The following is a 23,491-nucleotide window of genomic DNA, read 5'->3' on the forward strand; positions in this document are numbered from 1 at the left end:
TCTCAGGTGCCGATCGTCAGGGTCTTCAACATCAGGGTCTTGGCCGTGTTCAGCGTCTCGACGTTGGCCTGATACGAGCGCGACGCCGAAATCATGTTGACCATCTCGTTAACCGGATTCACGTTCGGCTTGGTCACATAACCGTCGGCGTTGGCCGAAGGGTCGGTCGGGTCGTAGATCATCTTCATCGGGCTCGGATCGTCGATCACGTTGCGCACCGACACGCCGCCGACCTGCTGGCCGGAACTCGTGCGCCCGCCGATCGGCTTGACCTGGAAGACCACTTGCTTGGCCCGGTATGGCTGCCCGTCGGGGCCGGTCGTACTGTTGGCGTTCGCGAGGTTCGAGGCGGTGACGTTGAGGCGCTGCGATTCCGCGCTCAGCGCCGAACCGGCCACGTCGAAAATGCTCATCATCGAAGGCATGGATGCGCCCCTTGGTTAAATGTCCTGGATTGCGATGAACGGTGCCACGCGGCTGGCGGCGCCGGCTGCGGGTGCTGCTGGATCAGGTGCCCGGCGTGATCGCCGCGATCATGGTCTTGATCTGACCCGACAGCACCGTCATGCCTGTCTCGTAGTGCAGTGCGTTGTCCGCGAAATTCACGCGCTCCGTGTCGAGGTCGACCGTATTGCCGTCGAGGCTCGGCTGCAGCGGATTGCGATAGGCGAGCCTGCCGTACGCATCGGCGCCGCTGGTACCGGGTGCCTGCCCTGCGATATGGCCGGCATCGGTCGTCACGAGCTCGAGGCCGCTCTTGCCCGATTCATCGTGGCCGCCCTTCTTGAGCGCCGTCGTGAGCGTGGACGCGAAATCCAAATCGCGCGCCTCGTACCCGGGGGTATCCGCGTTCGCGATATTCGAGGACAGCACCTGCTGGCGGTAGCCGCGCAGGTTCAGTGCTTCCTGTCCGAATTTGAAAGCCGCATCGAGTTGGTCGATCATCCTGGTCTCCATCGCCTCGGCCCTCGCGGGCAATTGGCAACTGTGGGCAACTGTGTCGCGCGGTCTGCCCTCCCGAAAGGGGGCTTTCCGCATGACAGGCATCTTAGGTGCCGTGCGCAATGGTCAATCGGATGAACAGGCGGGAAAGCGGCCTTCAATTCCACGTATTCAGCGGCAGACGCGGTTCTAGAATCTGCCTCGTGGTCAAGTCAGCGGACCGGTGCGGGTTCCTCCAACCCGGAGCGGGCCCCGCCCAGTGGAGAACGGATATGTCCAGACGGAGCGAGTCGATGAGCAGCACCGCGGCGCGGTACGCCGGGGTGCTCGCGCGCGCCTTGCTGCTGCCGCTCTCGATGCTGCTGCCGCTGGCCGCCTCCGCACAGGCCGCGGCGGGACAAGATTCACCCGACGGGATGATCATGATTCCCGGCAATGGAGAGCCGGCCGCCGGCGCGCCTCACGGTGCCGCGCCGGGAAAGCTCCCGGGAACATCGCAAGGCATGTCATCGGCGGGATCACCACACGGCATGGCGGCGCCCGCGCGGGCGGTCGATGCCGATGCGGTCTTCGAGAACGCGGCACGCAATGCGCAGATCGTGATCCCCGGCAATGGCGAAGCTGGCGCGCAGGCGTCGGCCCTCAGTCAAGCACCCCGCCCGATTCAGAACAGTCGCGGCGACGTGAACGTCGCTACGATCAATCCGGCAGCGGATCGGCTTTCGAGCCAGTTCGCCAATTCCGCGCCGACTTCGGCTGTCGCTCCGGCAGCGAATGCCGCGACACGCGACACACGGCCGACAGCCCCCACCGAAGCGACCAGAACAGAGGGCGAGCCTCGCCTTCACCCGGCCGTCTCCGCACAGCTCGCAGAGCACAGTACCGAAGCTGCGGCGCCGCGCTCGGCACTTCTCCAGCTTCAGAAGCAGGCCGCGACGGAACTTGGGCAGGATGCCGCGGCGCCAGGCGCAGCGGCCGGGGCCGCGCCAAACCGCACCCTCTCACTCGCCGGTGCGCCGACCGCACGCTCGATGCCCGCTTTGCAGACCATTCCGGCCGGTCCGATCCTCGGCGCCGTGAAGCCGGCGGGTTCGCGCCTGGAATCAGTTGTCGTCAACACGCCGGCAACCGATCCCGCAGCGGGCGCACGCGATACGGTCCAGCCGGTGACAATCGCGAGCAACGTCGCACAAGCCCAGAGCAGGAGCGCGAGGAACATAGCGGTCAATGTCGCGACCACCGTGCCGGCCAATGCGCCACCGATCGCGCACTCCGTCACCGTCGCCGCGCCGCCTGCCGTGGTCGCGCTCGCCGCCGCGGCGTCGACCCAGCCGGGCAAGCAGGATCCAACGGTGATCATGAAGACCGCCGAAGATTTCCTGCGCCAGCAGGCCGCCGGCCTGCCGGGCCGCGTCACGCTCACGATCGCGCCGATCGCGCCACGCGGCCTCGCCGCCTGCGACAACCTCCAGGCTTTCATGGCGCCGGGTGCGCCGATGTGGGGCCGCACGACAGTAGGCGTGCGCTGCACGGGCGAGAAGCCGTGGACGATCTATGCGCTCGCACGCGTTTCGGTGCAGGCGACCTACTACGTCGCGGGCCGCTCGATCAGCCCCGGCGACGTGATCCAGATGGTTGATCTCGTGCCGCGCGAAGGCGACCTGTCGGTCATGCCACGTGCGATCGTGACCGACCCGTCGCAGGTTGTCGGCGCAGTCGCCGAAAACCGGATTTCGGCCGGCTTTCCGTTGCGCAGCGACCTGATCCGCTCGCCTCAGGCGATCCAGCTTGGCCAGACCGTCAAGGTCATCGCCCAAGGCGACGGCTTTTCGATCAGCGCGGATGGCAATGCGATGAACAATGCGAGCCCCGGGCAACAGGTGCGCGTCAAGATGAGCGGCGGACAAATGGTGGTCGGAACCGCCTCGGGTAAGGGCGTCGTTCAAATCCCGATGTGAGGCTACATCTGGTAACAAATTCACGGGTTCACAGGATAAGTCTTTGTCCAACAAGGACTTTCCTAAAAAGGGAGGCGCCTTCCCAAGCGGATTGAACCTCGGTGCAACCGGGTCGGACTCAAGTTCAAGACGGCACTGCCGTTAAAAAGAACAAGTCATGGAAACCTGGAAAAACATCGTGAAAATCGATTCCTCTGCCAGCAAGAATACAGCGGGTATCGGCAACGCCAAGGACAGCGCCGAACGTGCGCCAACCGCCACGGCACCGGCCCCGCAGGCTTCGGCGCCCGGCACCTCGTCGGGAGGCGACGAAGTGAACCTGTCGCCCCTGTCGTCGACGCTGCGCAGCGGCGGTACCGGTGTGGGCGACATCGATACGAATACGGTCAATCAGATCAAGGACGCGATCAGCAAGAACCAGTTGCCGATCGATACCGGCAAGATCGCCGACGGCCTGATCGATTCGGTCCGCAGTTTTTTGAAAACGTCGTAACCCGGCGGGTCATGTGATCCGCCGCGTGCGAGGTGCCCCTGAGGCCCTTTGCACCCATCACGGAGCACATTAAATGACCACTGCACTGCTGGACGCCCTGCAAGACGAGCTCGTTGCCGTCGAAGACTTCACCCAAGTTCTCGAGCAAGAAGAGGCTGCGTTGATCGACGGCAATCTGATGGCGATTCTGCCGGCCATCGTCGAACGCAAGACCGAACTGACCGAGAAACTGACCTCCTACGGCAAGCAGCGCGAAGCCGCGCTGGCCGACCTGGGTTTTCCGGCGAGCCGGGACGGCATGGTTGCCGCGATCGGTGCCGACAGTTCCCTCGCTGATGCGTGGAAGCGCCTGTTGACGCAAGCCGAACGTGCGCGTGCGCGCAACGTGACCAACGGCCTGCTGATCAAGACCCGGATGGACTATAACCATCAGGCGCTGATCGCCCTGCGCCTGGCGGCCGGCGCGCCGGCCATCTACGGCCCCGATGGCCGTCTGCCGATGTCGATGCAGTCGCGCTGAGCGGCCGCTGAACATTTCGCGACACCGCCTGTAGCGGGCTCTGCGCAAGCGAGCCCGCGAATGTATCTTTCCGTTCGCACCGCACCGGTAATCGACAACAAAAAGGCGTCACTGCTTTCGCAGCGACGCCTTTTGTCGGCTTGCCGAACTTGCAGCGGGCACCGGCCCACCCCCATTTGGAAGGCTTAGTACGAGCCCGCCCCGCTGCTGGGTCAGGCGGCCGGCTTATATCCGATCAGTTCGAAGGCGCGGTGGTCCAGGACTGCTCGCGCAACCGTGCGCGCAGCCGGGTGACCGCCTGCGAATGCAACTGGCACACGCGGGATTCGCTGACCTCCATGACCGCGCCGATCTCGCGCAGGTTCAGGCCCCGCTCGTAGTAGAGACTCATCAGCAGCTTCTCGCGATCCGGAAGCCGGTCGATCGCTTCGATCAGCGCGCTGCGCAGATTGTCGTCGAGCAGCGCCGACAACGGATCCGTGTGATCGACGCAATGGCGATCGAGAAACGGTTCGTCGTCACCGCCTCGATCGAAATCCTCGTAGTAGATCAACTGGCTGCCATGCAGATCCTGGAGCATGCCCTGGTAGTCGCCAAGTGGCATCGCCATATGCGCGGCGATCTCCGTTTCACTCGGTGCACGGCCGACCCGTTGCTCGACCTCATGCACGGCCTGCTCGACCTCGCGCGACGTCTTGCGCAGACTGCGCGGCAGCCAGTCGTTGCTGCGCAGCTCGTCGAGCATCGCACCGCGGATACGCTGACTCGCATACGTCTCGAACTGCGCGCCCTGGTCTTCCTTGTAGCGCCCCGCCGCATCGAGCAGGCCGATCATGCCGGCCTGGATCAGGTCGTCGAGATCGACGCTGGCGGGCAGCTTGGCGACCAGTTGCAACGCGAGCCGACGCACCAGCGGTGCGTACTGCGTGAGCACCTCGGATTGCGTGACCTTCCCTTGAGCGGTGTACATCTGTACCCCTCCGATTCAAACGGCTGACGCCACTGGCGCGGGGGCCGGACGGGTCGTCGTTCTGCGCGTCGCGGCCGGATCGGCCGGCCGCGACGGCCAATGCAGCAAGTCGACCGCGATACGCCGGAAATCCAGCGTGGCGGGTGCGGCCGGGAACGCTTCCACCACACTGCGTCCGAGCAGCGCCGCGCGTGCAAGACGCACGTCGAGCGACACCGCACCGGCAGGCGAGAACGACACCGCGAGATAGCGACTGCCGACGGCCGTCAGGTTCTGATACACGCCGTATGCATCGCTCGCACTCGTCACACCGTTGATCAGCACGCGGAACTGGTGGATCGCATGCGCGAAATGCAAGCGCTTCACGCACGCATACGCGCCCGTGATGGACTGCGCATTCGCGCGCATCACGACGACCACGTCGTGCGCCTGCATCGCAAGCGGCGAGAGCGCGCCATCGGCGTTCAGCCGTGCGTCGATGAGCACCACGTCGACCCCGTCGTTGAGCGCCTCGAGCAGATCGTCCGGACGCACCCCGACCATGGCGCTCGGCGGCGCGGCCAGCACCCGCACGCGCTCGTAGTAGCGCGCCGCCACCTCGTCGAGCGGCATACCCGCCGCGACATCCGCGATCGTGCGCGGCGTCTCGATGCCGACCGCTCGCGCAAGCGACTTCGCATCACAATGCTCGTCGATCACCAACACGTCCTTGCCCTGCCGCGCAAGCGCGGCCGCAAGGTTGATCACGGCACTGCTGGTGCCCGCCTGTTCGTCGCCCCCCACCAGCGCCACCAGTCGCGGTGCTTCGCGAGCCAGAAGACGACGCAGACCTTCTGCCTGATCCAGGACATGCTTATCCAAAGCGAACCTCACTCAATTCAGCAGTCGAACGTGCTTGAGTACCACTCATCACAACCGGGAAATCGTCGTCCATCGGCGTGAAAGGCGAGCTCTCACGGGGGATGCAAAACGCACTCTTCATCAGAAACGGCTTGCGCGCGACATACAGGTTCTCGGGGACCTTCTGCCCCGTCGACACGTAGTGCACCGGCAGCCGGTACCGGATCACGGTGTCGAGCACCGCGCCGATGTTGGTCGCCTCATCGAGCTTGGTCAGGATGCAGCCCGTCAGGTCCGGAAGACCGCCCGCCGAGTGACTACCGCCGCTGCTGCGATAGGCGTGGACCACCTCGTTCAGCGTATCTCCGTGACTCGTCGCATTGAGCAGCAGCAGCCGTTGCACCGGCCGCCCCGTGCCACAGAGCATCGCGACCTGTTCGGTCAGCGCGCGATCGCGCTGACTCATGCCGATCGTGTCGATCAGCACGATGTGTTTGTTGCGCAGCTCGTCGAGCGTGAGCTTGAGATCGGCTGCGTCCTTGACCGCATGAACCGAGACGCCGAGGATCTTGCCGTAGATGCGCAGCTGCTCATGCGCACCGATCCGGTAGCTGTCCGTCGTGAGCAGCGCGACACGCTCCGCACCGAAGCGCATCACACAGCGCGCCGCGAGCTTTGCCGTCGTCGTCGTCTTGCCCACGCCCGTCGGCCCCATGAGCGCGTAGACACCGCCGCGCTCCATCATCGCGTCCTCGTCGTCGAGCACCGGCAGATTGCGTTCGATCGCGGCCTTCGCCCAGTCGAGCGCCTGCGTATGCTCCTGCAGCGTGTTGGGGATGCGGTCGATCAGCAGATTGGTGAACTGCGCCGAGAACCCTGTGGACAGCAGCGTCTTCGCCATCTGGTTGCGCACCGGGTGGCGGCGCTGGCGGTCCGACCACTGGAGACTCGCGAGCTGTTCCTCGAGCGCACCCCGCATCGCATGAAGCTCGCCGAGCACCGACGTCGTCACACGCTCCAGCATCGCCTCCTGCAACTGCGAAGCCTGACCATCGGCTTCCGGCGTGTCCTTTCGGGTGTTGTCGCTCGCTTGCGCAGTCGCATCGTCAGCTGAATGAGCACGATGAATGAAAGGCGGATCTTCAGCCTGAACCGGTTCGAACGCGAACGAGGATGGCGCGCGCTCTACGGCTTCCTCTCGCGCAGCCACCGCACGGCCCAGCCCCTTGCTCGCCGCTTCGGAGGCCGTCAGCGGTACCACATGCTGATTCATGCTTGCGAGCGCCTTACGCGCGGCAAGTGCACGAGCAAGCGGATCCGCATGCTCGTCGTCTTCAGCCGTCGACGCATCCTCTTCGTACGCGGGACCCACCGTGCCCGCCGGTGCCGCCGACGACTCGGCCGGCTGACCGAAGGTCGCAGCAAAGGGATCGGGCAGTCCGCTCGGGTAACCGACCCCGTCATACGAAGTCGCCTGCTGCTGCGGCACCACTTGCGAAAGACGTTCGTCGAAGCTGCCAGGCAGCGGCGCTCCGCGACCGAGTGCCGCGCCGCCGAACACATCGCTCTGCTGCGGGTCCGTTCCCGGCGCAGTGTAGGCCGTGGCCGAAAGCGTGTCGTAGTTCTCACCCGCGAACAAAGCGCCACTGAGCTGCGCATTTTGCGCGGCAAGACCTTGCGGACTGTGCGCGCTCAGGTAGGCCGCCGGAGCCGCGGCCTGTTGCGCGGAGGCAGTCTGTTGCTGATGTGCGGGGCCAGCCGGCAGCACGCTCGGCGGCATGCCCGCGGCAATTCCCGGCGCGCCACCCTGAGCACCTGCGCCGCGCTGCTTCATGCCACCCGATGCCCCTGGGACGCCACCGGATGCAGCCGAGGCCGAGCCGGCAGGCATCGATCTCGGACCTGCGCCCAATCCCTGTTCGCGGCGTGCCGCACGCTGTGCACGGCGCTCACTGTCGTCCGTGGGCGAGGCGAGCGAGGCGAGTTCACCTTCGGCGAGTGCCACGAGTTCCACGCCCCCTTCGATCGCACGATTCGACAGGACGACGGCATCGTCGCCGAGTGCTTCGCGTACGAGACGGAGGGCTTCGCGGGACGAGCCGGCGATGAATTTGCGGATCTTCAAGCTTGACCTCCGATCAACGTCGTCACCTTGATGGTCCGCGTATCAGGAACCTCGGCGTACGACAGAACTTTCAGATGCGGCAAACTACGCCGCAGGAAGCGCGCGAGCATCGCGCGCAGCGCGTGTTGCACCAGCAGCACCGGAGGATTGCCCAGCGTCTGTTGGCGGTTGATGGCCGCTTCAGTCTGTTTCATCAACGTGCCCGCCAGACCCGGTTCGAGACCCGGGTTCGGGCTCGCCGCGAGCGCCTGCGACAGCAGGCGCTCGAGCGAACCCTCGAGGCCGATCACGTGCATTTCCCCGGTACCCGGGAACCATTGCTGAGTGATGGCGCGTCCCAGCGCCAGACGCACCATCGCCATCAGGTCGTTGGCATCCGACACGCGAGGCGCGTTGTCCGCAATCGCATCGAGAATCGTGCGCATGTCGCGGATCGGCACCCCTTCCTCGAGCAGACCCTGCAGCACCTTCTGCAGCGTCGTGAGGGGCAGCGTCTTCGGCACCAGGTCTTCGACGAGCTTCGGCGATTCCTTGCCGATGCGTTCGAGCAGTGCCGTCACTTCCTGACGTCCGAGCAGCTCGCCCGCATGCGTGACCACCAGATGGTTCAGGTGAGTCGCGACCACCGTGCTCGCGTCGACCACCGTGTAACCGTAGACCTGCGCCTGATCCCGCATATGCTGGTCGATCCAGACAGCCGGCAGGCCGAAGGCCGGATCGCGCGTCTGCGCACCCGGCAGCTGCGCCGAAACCTGCCCCGGATTGATCGCGAGCCACTGACCAGGATACGCATCGCCCGCGCCCATTTCGACACCATTGAGCGCGATCCGATAGCTGTTGGGACGCAACTCCAGGTTGTCGCGAATATGGACCACCGGCGGCAGAAAGCCGATTTCCTGCGCAAACTTCTTGCGAATGCCCTTGATACGCTTGAGCAACTCACCGTCCTGCGTGCGGTCGACCAGAGGAATCAGCCGATAGCCCACCTCCAGACCGAGCGAGTCCACCAGCGTCACATCGTCCCAGCTCGCTTCAGGCGCTTCAGCGCCTACGGGCGGCGCGATCGGCACCACGGCCGACGACTTCTTCAGCTGAGCCGCCGCACGCTGGCGAAGCGCGCGGGCACCGTAGATCAACCCTCCGCCGAGCGTCAGGAACACCAGATTCGGCATACCCGGAATCAGGCCCATGATCACCAGAATGCCGCCCGTGATCCCCAGCACCCGCGGATTTGTAAACAGCTGGTCGACCATCTGCGTGCCGACGTCTTCATCTGTCGCGACACGCGAAACAATCACACCCGCCGCCGTCGAAATGACCAGCGACGGAATCTGCGCGACGAGGCCGTCACCGATCGTCAGCAGCGTGTAGTTCTTTGCCGCGAGCGCAAGCGGCATGCCGTGCTGAAGCACACCGACGATCAGCCCGCCGATGATATTGATGACCATGATCAACAGACCGGCGATCGCATCGCCGCGCACGAACTTGCTCGCGCCGTCCATCGAACCGTAGAACTCCGCTTCCTGCGACACATCCGAACGCCGCTTGCGCGCCTGATCCTCATTGATCATGCCCGCGTTCAAGTCAGCGTCGATCGCCATCTGCTTGCCCGGCATCGCATCAAGCGTGAAGCGCGCCGAGACTTCCGCGATACGCCCCGCACCCTTCGTGATCACCATGAAGTTGATGACCATCAGAATCACGAACACCACAATCCCGACCGCGAAATTGCCACCGACGAGAAAGTGCCCGAACGATTCGATGACCCGGCCCGCCGCATCCGGACCCGTGTGCCCTTCGAGCAGCACGACCCGCGTGGAGGCCACGTTGAGCGAGAGCCGCAGCAGCGTCGAGAACAGCAGCACACTCGGAAACGAGGCAAAGTCGAGCGGCTGCCTCGTGTACATGCTGACCAACAGCACCATGATCGACAGCGCGATATTGAACGTGAACAGCAGGTCGAGCATGAACGCCGGCAGCGGCAAGATCATCATGCCGAGAATCATGACGATCAGCACCGGACCCGCGAGGGCCTTCGTGTTGGCGCCGATCATGGCTGACGGCAGCTTGATCGCGTTGCCCCGTGGCGTCATGCAACACTCCCATGCTTGTCGAGTTCAGCGGGCACGTCGAGGTCGACGGGCGCCGCGGGTGCGGGAGCGCCAATCGCTCCCTCTGCTGACCAGCGGCGCAACTGAAAGACCCAGGCGAGCACTTCCGCGACCGCGCCGTAGAGCGCGCCCGGAATCTCCCGATTCAGGTCGACGTGATAGAACAACGCCCGCGCGAGCGGCGGCGCCTCGAGCGTCGGAATATGGTGTTCCGCGCCGATTTCGCGAATACGGGCGGCGACCAGATCCATGCCCTTGGCGACGACTTTCGGCGCGCGCATCTCTCCATCCGAGTACTTGAGTGCGACCGCGAAGTGAGTCGGGTTCGTCACGATCACATCCGCCTGCGGCACATTGGCCATCATGCGGCGCCGGGCGATCGCGCGCTGCTGCGCGCGGATCTTGCCCTTGATGTGCGGGTCCCCTTCGCTTTCCTTGAACTCGCGCTTGACCTCTTCCTTGGTCATGCGGAGCTTCTTGGCGTGGCTGGAGAGTTGCCACGGCACGTCGGCGCAGACCAGCAGCAACATCGCGCCCACCACGAAGCCGATCGTCCCGATCACCAGCTTCGCGCCCTCGGTCATGGCAACGTGAAGCGGCTCCGAAAACAACTGCAGCACCGCCCCCTGGCTGCGCAGGATCGCCCAGAAGGCCACCCCGCCGACCAGCACGCACTTGGCCATCGACATCAGCAGCTGCACGAGACTGTTCATGGAAAACATCTTGCCGAGACCCGCGATCGGGTCCAGGCGCGCGAAATTGGGCGCGAGCGTCGTGGTCGTGAGCAGCCAACCGCCAAGCGCCATCGGCGAAAGAATCGCAGCGAGGTAGAGCGCGACGATCACCGGCGCGATCGCGATCGCGCCATTCGCCATCGCCACTCCCGCCTTGGGCAGCATGCGCGAGCTTTCGAACACAAAACTGCGATCGAAAGTCAGCGCATCGCGCAGGACAATCTGGAGATGATCGATAATCGAGCCGACATTCGCGTAGGTGACCCCGAAGCCCACCGCCAACAGGGCGAACGTCGAGAGTTCGCGCGAGCGCGCGATCTGGCCTTCTTCGCGGGCCTTTTCGAGGCGCCGCGAGGTAGCGGGTTCAGTTTTCTCGAGATCGCTTTCTTCAGCCACTTCCTTCTCCACGCCTTACGTTCAGAGGAACGTCAGTGGGAAGGATTATTACGAATAGGGTCAAGCCATGATCTGGCGAGCAAGAGGGGGAAACCGGCGTATTTCGTGCGATCGGGGCGAGTCTCGGGCTTAGAAAACAAGCCCCGAAGCAACAGACAAGAGCGCAGCCTCAGAAGCCCAGGCTCGTCAACAGATCATCCACCTGCCCCTGATCGGTCACCACGTCGCTGCGGCCCTCGGTGTTCACTTGCGGGCCGTTCATCAGGCTGTCCTGCCCCCCGATGCCCACGCCGGATACGACGGCGATCAGTTCGGCGCGGCGCTCGGGCGAGATGTTCTCGAGCAGGACGGCGAGGAGCTGCTGCTCGATGTTGTAGACCACGTCCATGATCTTCTTGATCACCTGGCCCGTCAGATCCTGGAAGTCCTGCGCGAGCATGATCTCCATGAGCTGGCTGCTGGTCGCCTCGGCATCGCCCGGCACTCGGGTGATAAAGGCCCGGGTGTCGACGACGAGCGCGCGCGCGTCGTCCAGCGACAGCGGGGCTTGGTACCAGTTCTCCCAACGGCCGTCGAGCCCAAGAGCCTCGGCGCGCATGCGTTCCTGCATCGGCTTGGCGACCTCGATCGCGTTCAACGCACGCTCCGCCGCCTGCTCCGTCATGTTAGCCACGTACTTGAGACGGTCTCGCGCGTCAGGAATCGCCTCGGCCGCCCGCTCCACCTGCTTGTCCAGACCGAGCTCCCGCATGCTGTCGCGCAGCATGCGGGTGAGCTGGCCAATGCGGCTTACGAGTTTGTCGTGCGAGTCCTCGGGCTCCGCAGCGACGATGGCTTCGATTTGGGAAGTCTTGTCCATATCCGCCTCACGTCCCTTCCTTGGCCATCTTGTCGAGAATCTTCTGCAGCTTCTCGTCGAGCGTGGCAGCCGTAAACGGCTTCACCACATAGCCATTGGCACCTGCCTGCGCAGCGGCAATGATGTTTTCCTTCTTCGCCTCGGCCGTCACCATCAGCACCGGCAGGCCCGCGAGTGCCGCGTCCGCGCGGATTTCCTTGAGCATCGTCAGGCCATCCATGTTCGGCATGTTCCAGTCGGACACGACGAACTCGAAACCGCCAGCCTTGAGCTTGGCCAGGCCCGCCGCGCCGTCCTCGGCCTCGTCGACATTCGAAAAGCCCAACTCTTTCAGGAGATTGCGCACAATCCGACGCATCGTCGGAAAGTCGTCAACCACCAGAATCCTCATGTTCTTGTCTACCATCTCTACTCCCATTTTTCCGTTGACGGAGCTTCTCGCCTAGACGCGATGCGCTCGCTCGCCCATTCCCGCGAGGCGTGTCATTACGCGCCCGCACATTTCGTTCAGCGGCACGACTTCGTCCGCCCCTCCTGCTGCTATTGCTTCCCGCGGCATGCCGAAGACGATGCAGCTCGCCTCGTCCTGGGCGAAAGTGTGGGCGCCCGCCCGACGCATTTCCACCAATCCCGCCGCACCGTCCTTGCCCATGCCCGTCAGGATCACCCCGATCGCATTCTTGCCCGCGTGCATCGCCGCAGACCGGAACAGCACGTCGACCGACGGACGATGCCGGTTCACCGGCGGCCCGTCGTCGAGCAGCGCCACATAGTTGGCACCACTGCGGCCAAGCGACAGGTGACGATCGCCAGGTGCGATATACGCGTGACCGGGCAACACGCGCTCGCCATGGTCGGCTTCCTTGACGGTGATCCGGCACAGGCCGTTGAGGCGCTGTGCGAACGACCGCGTAAACCCCGCCGGCATGTGCTGTGTGATCAGCACCCCCGGCGCGTCGGGCGGCAACGGCACCAGGACTTCGCGAATCGCCTCGGTCCCTCCCGTCGAGGCTCCGATGATGATGAGCTTCTCGGTCGAGATCAGCGGGTTGCGCACCATCGCGACCGGGCCCTGGGCCGCCGGCGCGGCACCGTGCGAATGCGCGGCAGCCTGCCGGACCCGCGCTCGCGAGGCGGCGCGGATCTTATCGGCGATCATCTCGGTGTACTCGAGCATGCCGTCACGGATGCCGACCCTCGGCTTGGTCACGAAGTCGACCGCGCCGAGTTCGAGCGCGCGCAGAGTGATTTCGGAACCGCGCTCGGTCAGCGAGGACACCATGAGCACGGGCATCGGACGCAAGCGCATGAGCTTCTCGAGGAAATCGAGACCGTCCATGCGCGGCATTTCAACGTCGAGTGTCAGGACGTCGGGATTGTGTTGTTTGATCAGGTCGCGCGCGACGAGCGGGTCCGGCGCGGTTGCGCAGACCATCATGTCGGGCTGGCTTTTGATGATTTCACTCATCAGGCTGCGGACCAGTGCGGAATCATCCACGCACAGAACCTTGATTTTGCTTTGGGCGCTCACGCCTCCTCCATCGTCTTGCCTTGCGTGGGCGTACCCTGCGCTTCTCCGCGGCCCATGCCGGCCGCGGTCCCAGTGCTCGCCGGCCGACCGAACAGTTCGACCTTCGGGCGGCCTGCGTCGGTCCGCACGGCTCCGGGTTCGGTCGAACCCGGACGGGCCGGTTTGGCGAACAGCTCGACGCGCTCGCGGCTGCGTTCGGCACGGCGTTCGCGCATCTCGCGCGCCAGCCGGTGTTCGAGTTCGCTCACTTGCGTCTCGTGTGCGGCGCGCAGTTTCTTGACCATCACCTGCCCGGTCGCGGGCATGAAACAGACTTTGCGCGGATGCTGGCCCTGCAAGTCTTCGGCGGTGATGCGCACTCTTTCGAGTGCGAGATAGCGGCGTACGAACTCGGAATTGCGGTCGCCGATATTGAGCGTGGTCATCGCCGCAAGCACGGCGGCGCCACCGAATACCTTCGCTTCGAGCCGTTCTCGCCGCGCACCGCCCTTGATCAGTTCGTTGAGCAAAACCTCCATCGCGTAGGCGCCATAGCGCATCGAGTCGGACGTCGCTCGCGAGGAGTCGGCGCCGTCGTCGGGCAGCATGAAGTGGTTCATGCCGCCGATGCCGGCGACCGGGTCCTGGATGCAGGCCGCCACGCATGAGCCGAGCACGGTTGCCAGCACCATGTCTTCGCGCGTGACGAAGAACTCATTGGGCAGCAGCTTGACGCCAGGACGCTGGAAGTTGTTGTCGAAGTAGCGGTTGTTCGCTATTGGAAGTCCGCCGCTCATGATGCCTCCTCACGTACCGGGCCGGCCGTTGTGTGGGAAGCGGCTTCGACCCCGGCTTCGCCCTTGCCCCGTGTCCCACGTGCGCCGGCGCGCGCCTCGCCGCCGCGGCTCGCCAGTTCGTACACGGTCTGTCCGCGCAGGCGGAACGATTGCGACACGTAGGTGAAATTCTCGGAGTGCCCGGCAAACAGTAGCGCGTCGGGCTTCATCAGCGAGACGAAACGCTCGAGGATCCGGCCCTGGGTAGGCTTGTCGAAATAGATCATGACATTGCGGCAGAAGATCACGTCGAACGGACCCTGCACCGGCCAGTTGTCGTCATGCAGATTGAGCCGCGCGAACTTCAGCATCTGCTTGAGCTCGGGCCGCACTTTCATGTGACCGGCGTGCGCGCCGGTGCCCTTGAGAAAAAAGCGGCGCAAGCGTTCCGGCGACAGGTTCTTGCCCTGCTCGAGCGAGTAGACGCCGGCATCGGCCTTCGCGAGCACCTGGGTATCGATGTCGGTCGCGAGGATCGTGGCGTTCCGCGCGCCGGCGCCAAGGGCTTCCTGCAAGGTCATCGCGATCGAATACGGCTCCTCGCCGGTCGAGGCGGCACAGCACCAGACCGACAGGGGCGATTTGCGCTGCGCGGCGAACTCGGCGAGGATCGGAAAATGATGGGCCTCGCGAAAGAACGAGGTCAGGTTGGTGGTCAGCGCATTGGTGAACGCTTCCCACTCGGCTTCGTCGCGGCTGCGTTCGAGATAGTCGAGGTATTCGCTGAACACGGTCATCGAGCGCGCGCGCAGACGCCGCGCGAGCCGGCTGTAGACCATGTCGCGCTTGTGGTCGGACAGGGAAATGCCGGCGACCTGGTGGATCAGGGCACGAATTCGCGAAAAGTCCTGATTCGTGAAGACGAAGTCGCGCTCGTGCTCGGGCAGGCCCGATTCCACTGGTTCATTGCGTTGCAACTGGCGCGCTTCCATATTGCTCTCCTGACTCGCGGTGCTTACCTGCGGACTTCATTGTGCGAGCCGACTTCGTCCTGCTTCAGAATGTTTCCCAGTCGCTATCGTTGCCGCTCGACACCGGGGCGGGCGCCGACCGGCGTGCGCGCGGCGCGTTCCCGGGGCTGGCTTCGGACAGCTGAGGCTCGTGTTTGGCTTCGCCCGCCGAGGACTGGGCGTGGCGTGCATCGGCTCCCGTCGGCAGTTGCAGTGCCGGCACGGGACGTTCCTTCCTGCCCGCGAGCTTCGGCTTGCCGAGCACCGGCGGACGGGCGGCGGCCGGTCGATCGGCCAGGCGGCGCGGCGCAGCCTGCGCGGGAAGCGTGGGCTTCACCGGCGCACGAGTCTGGGTGCCGATCGAAGTCGTTGCGCTCAGCGGGGCGAGCGCCGTTACGCGCGAGCTGCTCTCACCGCCTTCGATCCTCCAGGTCGCGAGCACATCCTTCAGTGCACGCGTATGGTCTTCGAGCGAACCTGCTGCCGCGGCGGACTGCTCGACGAGCGCGGCGTTCTGCTGAGTCACGTTGTCCATCTGCGTGACCGCGCGGTTGACCTGCTCGATGCCACCGCTCTGCTCTTCGGAGGCGGCGCTGATCTCACCCATGATGTCAGTCACGCGTTGCACGGCCTGCACGATGTCGGACATCGTGCGTCCGGCACGACCGACGAGTTCGGAACCGCTCGCGACCTTGTCGGCCGAATCGCCGATCAGGTCCTTGATTTCCTTCGCCGCCGCCGCGCTGCGCTGGGCGAGCGTACGGACTTCACCGGCGACCACGGCGAAGCCGCGGCCCTGTTCACCCGCGCGCGCCGCTTCGACGGCGGCGTTCAGCGCGAGGATATTGGTCTGGAAGGCAATGCCCTCGATCACGCCGATGATGTCGGCGACCTTGCGCGAGCTCGTGGAAATCGCTTCCATCGTGCTCACGACCTGACCGACGACTTCGCCACCCTGCGAGGCGATGCCCGATGCGCTCACGGCGAGCTGGCTCGCCTGGCGCGCATTGTCCGCGTTCTGACGCACGGTCGTGGTCAGCTGCTCCATGCTCGAGGCGGTTTCCTGCAGCGAAGCGGCCTGCTGTTCGGTGCGCGCTGACAAGTCGGTGTTGCCGCTCGCGATCTCGCGAGCGCCCAGATCGATCGAGTCGGCACCGGCACGCGCCGAGCGCATCGTGAGGGTCAGGCCGTCACGCAGCTTGCGGATCGCCCCGAGCAGGCGGCCGATCTCGTCCGTGCTGTTCGCTTCGACACGCAGGGTCAGGTCGCCCGACGCGATGCGTTCACAGAAGGCCGCACACGCTTCGAGCGGCTGCACGACCTTGCTTCTGAGGATCGCGTAGATCACGACCAGCACGATCAACGTGGCAACGGTCACGCCCGAGCTGAAATAGTTCTTGCCCACGCCATTGCCGCTGAGGGTCAGTGCGAGGTCCGCCCAGCCCCCCGCCACGGACAGCACGGCGATCACCGCCAGTGCGAGCGTGAGGCTCATTCGAATCGTCAGGTTTTTAAACATAGTACTTTCTCATGACCGCAAAGGTCGGTTCGAGCAGGGGTTGGGCTACGTCGCGGAGCTCGACCACGTGCGGGGTCAGGCAACGACGTTTTCCATCAACGCCATTTCTTCGCTGGTCATCAGTTTCTCGATGTCCATCAGGATCAGCATGCGGCCTTCGACCGTGCCGAGTCCCGTCAGGAATTCGGTGTTCAGCGTCGAACCGAATTCGGGCGCCGGCTTGATCTCGTCGTTGGTCAGCGTCAGCACGTCCGACACGCCGTCGACCACCATGCCGACCACGCGGCTGGCAACGTTCAGGATGATCACGACGGTCTGGTGGTCGTATTCGACCCGGCCCAGGTTGAACTTGATGCGCATGTCGACGATCGGCACGATGATGCCGCGCAGGTTGATCACGCCCTTGACGAACTCGGGCGCATTCGCGATCCGGGTCACGGTGTCGTAGCCGCGGATCTCCTGCACCTTGAGGATGTCGATCCCGTATTCTTCCGAGCCAAGCGCGAACACCAGGAATTCCTGTCCGGCTGCTTCGGCTTCCTGTGCACGCCCGCGGGCGGTGCTCATTGACTTGATGTCTGCCATGTCTGTCTCACTGTTTCAAAAGATCATGCCGCCGCATGCTGGGCGGAATTCGAATGTCCACGATGGAGATCGCGCGCGAGACGCGACAGCGCGGCGACATCGACGATCAACGCGACGCTGCCGTCACCGAGAATCGTCGCGGCCGAAATGCCGTGGATCTTTCGGTAGTTCGTCTCGAGGTTCTTCACCACGACCTGCTGCTGGCCGACGAGTTCGTCGACGAGCAATGCGAAGCGGCGGCCCTCGGCCTGCATGATGACCACGATGCCCTGGGTCGGATCAGTGCGGGCGTCGGCGACGGTGAAGGTCGCATGCAGCTCGACGAGCGGCAGGTATTCGCCGCGCACGCGCACGAGTCGCTCGTTGCCCGCCACGGTGTAGATGTCGCCGGCTTCGGGCTGCAGCGACTCCATCACGAAATTCAGCGGCAGGATGAAGATCTCGCTGCCGGTCTTGACCGACATGCCGTCGAGAATCGCCAGCGTGAGCGGCAACACGATCCGCGTGGTGGTGCCCTGGCCCGCGCGCGAGGTGATCTCGACGTGGCCGCCCATGTCCTGGATGTTGCGCTTGACGACGTCCATGCCGACGCCGCGGCCTGAGACGTCCGTGACCTGTTCGGCCGTCGAGAAGCCCGGTGCGAAGATCAGGTTCCAGACGTCTTCGTCAGGCATGTTTTCGGTCACGCCCGGCATGCCCTGCTTGAGCGCCTTGGCGAGAATCTTGTCGCGGCGCAGACCGGCGCCGTCGTCCGACACTTCAATCACGATGTTGCCGCCGGCGTGTTCGGCCGACAGGATCAGCTGACCCACCGGATCCTTGCCCGCCGCGACGCGCACCTCGGGTGTCTCGATGCCGTGATCGAGGCTGTTGCGCACGAGATGGGTCAACGGATCGGTGATGCGCTCGATCAGACTCTTGTCGAGCTCGGTCGCCTGACCGAACGTGATGAGTTCGATCTGCTTGCCGAGCTTGCTCGCGAGATCGCGAACCAGCCGCGGAAAGCGGCTGAACACATAGTCCATCGGCATCATGCGGATTGACATCACCGCTTCCTGCAGATCGCGCGCATTGCGTTCGAACTGCGCCATGCCGTTGAACAGGCGATCGTGGATCACGGGGTCGAACACGCTCGCGGTCTGCGCCAGCATCGCCTGGGTGATCACGAGTTCGCCGACGAGGTTGATCAACTGGTCGACCTTCTCGACACCGACGCGAATCGAGCTGCCCTCGCCGCCGCTCGGAGCGGCGGCCCGCGCCTTCTGACCCGGTGCGCCGGCCGCGGGTGCGGCCGGTGCCTGCTCGTCGAGCGCGGGACTCGCGACCGGTGCGGGCGATGTGCTTTGCGTGGGCGCGGCCGATGCAGTGTTTGCTACTGCGACCGCGGGGCTCGCGACCTCGACCACCGGCGCCGCCTCCACGACCGCGGCCGCGGCCACGGGCAGGGCGGTCTCTTCGACCTGCTCTGCGGGCGGCGTGCCCTTCGTGATCTCAATCTGGTCCATGTCGATCACGAAACAGCAGACGGCGATGATGTCGTCTTCGGAACAGTCGGTTTCGAGCCACAGCGTGAGCCTGTCTCCCGACTTGACCTGCGAGGCGACCTTGCCGAGATTGCCGAGTTCGTCGGTCAGCAGGTCCTGGTCCTTCTCGCCGACGCCCTTGAGCACGATCTTCAGGTGCGGGGTGCCAGGGGCTTCAGGTGCCGTGTCTTCGGCGGCCTTCTCGCCTGCGAGCTGCGTGAGCGTGTCGGTCACGTGCTCAGGTACGCCCGATGTATTCGGCGCGACTGCCTTTGCCGGCGCGGTCGCCGGCGCTGCCGCGGGGGCCTCGTCCTTGCCGGCCGCCTGCTCGGCGGCGAGCCGGTGGAGCTTCGCGCAGATCTCCGCGGCCTGGGCGGCATCGGGCTCGCTCGAGGCGCGGTAGGCATTGAGCTGGTCGGAGAGCACATCCTTGGTCTCGAGGAACAGGTCGACCATATCCGTGCGCAGGGTCATCTCGCCGGTGCGAGCACGGTCAAGCAGCGACTCGAGAATGTGCGTCGTCTCGGTGAGCGCGACGAAGCCGAACGTCGCGGCGCCACCCTTGATCGAATGGGCGCTCCGGAAGATCGCATTCATCTGCTCGGCGTCGGGATTCCCGACGTCGGTTTCGAGCAGCAGGCGCTCCATCTCGGCGAGCAACTCATCGGCTTCGTCGAAGAAGGTCTGATAGAACTGGGTAATGTCGAGTGTCATTCTCTTCTACCGCTTTCGGCTCGCCTCAATCAGGCGCGACCGGATATGCATCGTTATACAAGGAGCCCCGCGCATCGCATGCGCCAGGACAGGTTCACCGCGCATTCATTTTCGTACCGTGCTTCGTATTGCCTTGTCTGCTGTGTCTTGTCGTATTGCCCTGCCTCTGCCTGGACTTCCATCCACGTCATGCGCCTTCGTGCAGGACCAGTTCGGATACCACTTCGGTCAGCGTCTGCGGATCGAGCGGCTTGAGCAGCCAGCCGCTCGCTCCCGCTTCGCGCGCCGCGGTCTTGAACGATTCGCCGAACTCTGTGGTGAGCACGAGGATCGGCACCGCGTCGTACGCTTCCATCTGGCGCAACGACTGGATCAGCGTCAGGCCGTCCATGACCGGCATATGCTGGTCGGTCAGCACGAGGTCGAAGGTCTGTGAGAGCGCATGTCGGAGTGCATCCTGCCCGTCGCACGCTATCGTCACCAGATAGCCGGCCTCGCTCAAGGTCGCCAACAGGATTTCCCGCATCGCCGCCGAATCGTCGGCTGCCAGAATTCGTCTGCTCATCGCTTTTTGTCCCCTTGGGGTCGTCGCGCCCGTCATCTAGTGCGGCGGCGCCAGCTGAACCAGCCCCGTCGCTACTCCGTTCGCCCCACCCGTCTTGTTTTGGATCGACTCCGTCTTCATCTGCTCGTCTCGCCTGATGGCGGCTTCCGCGAGGCGGTTCAATACGATGATGCTGATGCGCCGGTTGACCGGATCCAGGGGATTGTCGCGATCGAGGTCCTGCGTCGAAGCCACCCCGACCACCCGCAGCACCTTGCCTTCATCCATGCCGCCCGCGATCAGTTCGCGACGCGAGGCGTTCGCGCGATCAGCCGACAGCTCCCAGTTGCTGTAGCCCTTATCGCCGCCCGAGTACTGCTGGGCATCGGTGTGTCCCGACAGCATCACGTGGTTCGGCAGGTCATTGAGCGACTTGCCGATCTCGCGCAGGATCTGTTGCATGTACGGTTCGACTATCGCGCTTGCTGTCGCGAACATCGGGCGGTTCTGTGTATCGACGATCTGGATCCGCAGCCCGTCTGGGGTGATCTCGATACGGATGTTCTGCTGGTATGGCGACAGTTGCGGGTTCGACGCGACCGCCGCCTCGAGCTTCGCCTTGAGTTCACGCAGCCGCTCCTGGTCGTCGGCATCCTTGGTCGGGTTGATCGACGTCTCGCTCGGCGTGCGCCGCCCCGCCGCGGTCGTGGCATCGCCATTCTGGCGCGACAGGTCAGTGCCGCCGCCGTTGATGATGCTCGAACCCTCGGACACCTTCTTGCCGCCGAGCAGCGCTTCTCTCAACGGCATCTTGAAGTAGTCGGCAATACCCGCGAGCTCGGCCGTATTCACCGAACTCAACAGCCAGAGCAGCAGGAAGAACGCCATCAAGGCGGTCATGAAGTCGGCATAGGCGAGTTTCCATGCCCCGCCGTGATGGGCGTGCTTCGGCGCGCCGCCGCGCTTGATCACGATGGGCCTTGCCGGTGCCGCGTCTTCCTTTGCTGCCTTGCCTTTCGCCGCCATGGTCGACCCCGTTATTTCGCCTTGACCTGGCGCACGTGTTCTTCGAGCTCGATGAACGACGGACGCTCAGTCGAGAACAGCACCTTCCGGCCGAACTCGACGGCAAGCGCCGGTGCATACCCATTCAGGTTGGCGAGGATCGTGACCTTGATGCACTGGAGCATCTTGGTCGACTCGTCGACGCGCTGTTCGAGCAGCGTGGCGAGCGGTCCGATGAACGCATAAGAAAGAAGAATGCCGAGGAAGGTGCCGACGAGCGCCTGCGCGATCAGCGCGCCGAGCTCCTGCGGCGGCAGGCCGGCATTGGCCATGGTGTGGACCACGCCCATCACGGCGGCGACGATCCCGAACGCGGGCATCGCGTCGCCGAGCTTGTGCAGGCAGCCAGCCGGCACATTGCCTTCGTGATGGTGCGTTTCGATCTCCTCATCCATGAGACTTTCGATTTCGAAAGCATTCATGTTGCCGCTGATCATGAGCCGCAGGTAGTCGGTCAGGAACTCGACGATGTGGTGGTCGTTGAGGATCTTGGGGTACTGGGAGAACAGCGGGCTGTCGGCCGGCGCGTCGATATCGGTCTCGAGCGCGAGCATGCCGTCCTTGCGAGCCTTGGCGAGCAGCATGTAGAGCAACGCCATGAGCTGCATATAGAGCGACTTGTTGTACCGCGATCCGCGCAACAGGCCCGGCAACGCCTTCAGCGTCGCCTTGATCGCCTTGGCGTTGTTGCCGACGATGAACGCGCCCACACCCGCCCCGCCGATCATCAGCAGTTCGATCGGTTGGACTAGTGCGCCCAGGTGGCCACCCTCCAGCGCGTAACCGCCGAAGACCGAGAGAAGCGTAACGATGTAACCAATGAAGACCAGCACTGCCTATATCCTCTTGAGATGGCGTCGAGGGCGCGGCTCAACTCGGGCCGCTGTTGTGCTTGATAACGGCAGAGCCGAAAGTAAACTTAAGCTGAGAGGGAAAGAATCGGCGGACGGGCGGGGCTTTCGGGATCAACGACCCACTGCGCCGCCCAAGTGCCGGATGGCCTGCGCGCCCGCATCGACTCGCGAGGGGGAGGCGACGGGGACGAATTTCCGGAAATGACCGAGTCCGATACGGGCAAAGTGCACGCGGCGTGATTCGCGAACAACCGGGCCGGCGGCGTCAGTCGACGAGTTCGGCGCCTTCGGAGATTGCCACTTCGCTCACCTCAGCGGTCTTGCGCGTCTTGCCGGCACGCGATGGCGGCTGGCACAGACCGCACACCACACCGTTCTTCGGATCGTGCGCATGCGCGACGAAGTGTCCACCGCAGCGGCTGCACGGCGTCATTTGCAACATGCCGCTGTCGAAGAAGCGCACGAGCGTCCAGGCGCGCGTCAGCCCGAGTACCGCTTCGCCGCCCTGGAGTTCGACATGTTCGAGATAGAGCCGGTAACTCTTGACCACTGCCTGGATCGTGTTGCAGTTGCCGTGGTCGACCATGAAACGGTAGGTGTTGTAAAACAGTGAAGAGTGGATGTTCGGCAGCCAGGTCATGAACCAGTCCGTCGAAAAGGGCAGCATGCCCTTGGGTGGCGAAACACCCCTGAGTTCCTTGTAAAGCTTGATCAGTCGGTCGCGGCTCAGATTAGTCTCGGCCTCGAGCAGTTGCAGTCGCGCACCGAGTTCAATCAACTCGATGGCGAGCGTGATTTCTTTCGCTTCAAGGACTACGCTTTTCGATGCCATGTTGCTTCTCCTCGCGACTCGCCTTGAGGCGTCCCGCTCCCGATATCCTGCTTCCGGGAGGCGGGCAGAATCGGGTGTCTGAATCGAAAACTCAACCGATGTGTTCGACGGGCTGACCCGCCAGCAGGATGGCCGCATGTGACGACGCGACGCTGGCGTTCTTGCCCGTATGCGTCAACGACGACAGCACCACGTGATCGTCGAAGCGGAACCGGCACAGCAGCTGGTTGGTTGCCGCCAGCTTGACGGTCTGGGACAGGGTCAGGTTCGCGAGCACGTCGGCGACGTGATCGGAGATCCCCATCCGATACATGCCCGTGGATTTGTCTTCTCGCAGCAAGCGCTGCGCGAGAAGCAAATAGGACAAGTTAACTTCCTTGATTTCATTGAGCATTTCGCTGTTGTAGCTCATGATGCCCCCGTTCTGGTTGACTGCCGCAGGTAAAAATTTGCCTGACCTGTTGATGGAGCGAATTCTGCGGGAGGCGCCCAGGAGTCGAAATCGGAAGAAGCGAAGTCAGCGAATAAAGTTTTTCTAAAAAACATGTAGGAAGAATTCCTACATTTGAGCCCGGACATCGGCCCGACAAGGGTTTTCAGCCTGTCAGGCG

Annotated in this window: 22 protein-coding genes and 1 pseudogene; 3 read left to right on the forward strand and 20 right to left on the reverse strand. The window is 64.1% G+C overall.

The window, feature by feature from the left end:
• Positions 1–2: 2 nt before the first annotated feature.
• Positions 3–425: a flagellar basal body rod protein FlgC gene (gene flgC / locus HV670_RS02545; protein WP_175103075.1), complete on the reverse strand. Its 423-nt coding sequence runs from the start codon at positions 423–425 to the stop codon at positions 3–5.
• 82 nt (positions 426–507) lie between these two features.
• Complete coding sequence (gene flgB, locus HV670_RS02550) at positions 508–945, reverse strand: flagellar basal body rod protein FlgB (protein WP_175103076.1); 438 nt, start codon at positions 943–945, stop codon at positions 508–510.
• A 290-nt stretch (positions 946–1,235) separates the two neighbouring features.
• Between flgB and flgA the strand changes: the two genes are divergently transcribed.
• The 3 genes from flgA (at position 1,236) to HV670_RS02565 (ending at position 3,913) form a co-directional block, all read left to right on the forward strand.
• Positions 1,236–2,900 carry a flagellar basal body P-ring formation chaperone FlgA gene (gene flgA, locus HV670_RS02555; protein WP_175103077.1) on the forward strand — a complete coding sequence of 555 codons (1,665 nt, stop codon included), beginning with the start codon at positions 1,236–1,238 and terminating at the stop codon, positions 2,898–2,900.
• 157 nt (positions 2,901–3,057) lie between these two features.
• The gene (gene flgM / locus HV670_RS02560; RefSeq protein ID WP_217478352.1) at positions 3,058–3,393 is read left to right on the forward strand and encodes a flagellar biosynthesis anti-sigma factor FlgM; all 336 of its coding nucleotides are present in this window, start codon (positions 3,058–3,060) and stop codon (positions 3,391–3,393) included.
• A gap of 73 nt (positions 3,394–3,466) precedes the next feature.
• Positions 3,467–3,913 (forward strand): flagella synthesis protein FlgN, encoded by a 447-nt coding sequence (locus HV670_RS02565; RefSeq protein WP_175103079.1) that lies wholly within the window; start codon positions 3,467–3,469, stop codon positions 3,911–3,913.
• Positions 3,914–4,148: 235 nt separating this feature from the next.
• On the opposite strand, the gene HV670_RS02570 is transcribed toward HV670_RS02565, so the two are convergent.
• From HV670_RS02570 to flhD, 18 genes and pseudogenes are all read right to left on the reverse strand, one after another.
• Positions 4,149–4,883, reverse strand: coding sequence for an RNA polymerase sigma factor FliA (locus HV670_RS02570; protein WP_175103080.1), 735 nt, complete (start codon positions 4,881–4,883; stop codon positions 4,149–4,151).
• A 15-nt stretch (positions 4,884–4,898) separates the two neighbouring features.
• Complete coding sequence (locus HV670_RS02575) at positions 4,899–5,744, reverse strand: MinD/ParA family ATP-binding protein (RefSeq protein ID WP_175103081.1); 846 nt, start codon at positions 5,742–5,744, stop codon at positions 4,899–4,901.
• Positions 5,737–7,848 carry a flagellar biosynthesis GTPase FlhF gene (gene flhF / locus HV670_RS02580; protein WP_175103082.1) on the reverse strand — a complete coding sequence of 704 codons (2,112 nt, stop codon included), beginning with the start codon at positions 7,846–7,848 and terminating at the stop codon, positions 5,737–5,739. The genes HV670_RS02575 and flhF overlap by 8 nt, the downstream gene beginning before the upstream one ends.
• Entirely contained in the window at positions 7,845–9,941 is a 2,097-nt protein-coding gene (gene flhA / locus HV670_RS02585) for a flagellar biosynthesis protein FlhA (protein ID WP_175103083.1), read from the reverse strand. The genes flhF and flhA overlap by 4 nt, the downstream gene beginning before the upstream one ends.
• Positions 9,938–11,089: a flagellar biosynthesis protein FlhB gene (gene flhB, locus HV670_RS02590; protein ID WP_246256933.1), complete on the reverse strand. Its 1,152-nt coding sequence runs from the start codon at positions 11,087–11,089 to the stop codon at positions 9,938–9,940. Before flhB ends, flhA begins: the two co-directional genes overlap by 4 nt.
• A 169-nt stretch (positions 11,090–11,258) precedes the next feature.
• Positions 11,259–11,948, reverse strand: a complete 690-nt coding sequence (gene cheZ, locus HV670_RS02595) for a protein phosphatase CheZ (RefSeq protein WP_175103085.1) — start codon at positions 11,946–11,948, stop codon at positions 11,259–11,261.
• Between the two features lie 7 nt (positions 11,949–11,955).
• A complete protein-coding gene (gene cheY, locus HV670_RS02600) occupies positions 11,956–12,354 on the reverse strand; it encodes a chemotaxis response regulator CheY (RefSeq protein WP_175103086.1) in 399 nt (132 codons plus the stop codon).
• 36 nt (positions 12,355–12,390) lie between these two features.
• A complete protein-coding gene (locus HV670_RS02605; RefSeq protein WP_175103087.1) occupies positions 12,391–13,479 on the reverse strand; it encodes a protein-glutamate methylesterase/protein-glutamine glutaminase in 1,089 nt (362 codons plus the stop codon).
• Positions 13,476–14,255: a chemoreceptor glutamine deamidase CheD gene (gene cheD / locus HV670_RS02610; protein WP_175103088.1), complete on the reverse strand. Its 780-nt coding sequence runs from the start codon at positions 14,253–14,255 to the stop codon at positions 13,476–13,478. The genes HV670_RS02605 and cheD overlap by 4 nt, the downstream gene beginning before the upstream one ends.
• Positions 14,252–15,226: a CheR family methyltransferase gene (locus HV670_RS02615; protein ID WP_175103089.1), complete on the reverse strand. Its 975-nt coding sequence runs from the start codon at positions 15,224–15,226 to the stop codon at positions 14,252–14,254. Before HV670_RS02615 ends, cheD begins: the two co-directional genes overlap by 4 nt.
• 64 nt (positions 15,227–15,290) lie before the next feature.
• Positions 15,291–16,628, reverse strand: a pseudogene (locus HV670_RS02620) (methyl-accepting chemotaxis protein); the annotation flags it as partial.
• 210 nt (positions 16,629–16,838) lie between these two features.
• A complete protein-coding gene (locus HV670_RS02625; RefSeq protein ID WP_175103091.1) occupies positions 16,839–17,348 on the reverse strand; it encodes a chemotaxis protein CheW in 510 nt (169 codons plus the stop codon).
• A 23-nt stretch (positions 17,349–17,371) separates the two neighbouring features.
• On the reverse strand, positions 17,372–19,585 hold the full coding sequence (cheA, locus tag HV670_RS02630) for a chemotaxis protein CheA (protein ID WP_175103092.1): 2,214 nt from the start codon (positions 19,583–19,585) through the stop codon (positions 17,372–17,374).
• A 187-nt stretch (positions 19,586–19,772) separates the two neighbouring features.
• Entirely contained in the window at positions 19,773–20,150 is a 378-nt protein-coding gene (locus tag HV670_RS02635) for a response regulator (protein WP_175103093.1), read from the reverse strand.
• 36 nt (positions 20,151–20,186) lie between these two features.
• Positions 20,187–21,155, reverse strand: a complete 969-nt coding sequence (motB, locus tag HV670_RS02640; RefSeq protein WP_175103094.1) for a flagellar motor protein MotB — start codon at positions 21,153–21,155, stop codon at positions 20,187–20,189.
• An 11-nt stretch (positions 21,156–21,166) separates the two neighbouring features.
• Entirely contained in the window at positions 21,167–22,027 is an 861-nt protein-coding gene (motA, locus tag HV670_RS02645; RefSeq protein WP_175103095.1) for a flagellar motor stator protein MotA, read from the reverse strand.
• A 286-nt stretch (positions 22,028–22,313) separates the two neighbouring features.
• Positions 22,314–22,880 carry a flagellar transcriptional regulator FlhC gene (gene flhC, locus HV670_RS02650; protein WP_175103096.1) on the reverse strand — a complete coding sequence of 189 codons (567 nt, stop codon included), beginning with the start codon at positions 22,878–22,880 and terminating at the stop codon, positions 22,314–22,316.
• Between the two features lie 91 nt (positions 22,881–22,971).
• A complete protein-coding gene (flhD, locus tag HV670_RS02655) occupies positions 22,972–23,292 on the reverse strand; it encodes a flagellar transcriptional regulator FlhD (RefSeq protein WP_175103097.1) in 321 nt (106 codons plus the stop codon).
• Positions 23,293–23,491 lie beyond the last annotated feature (199 nt).

Source organism: Pararobbsia alpina (assembly GCF_902859895.1).
In the GTDB taxonomy this organism is placed as follows: domain Bacteria; phylum Pseudomonadota; class Gammaproteobacteria; order Burkholderiales; family Burkholderiaceae; genus Pararobbsia; species Pararobbsia alpina.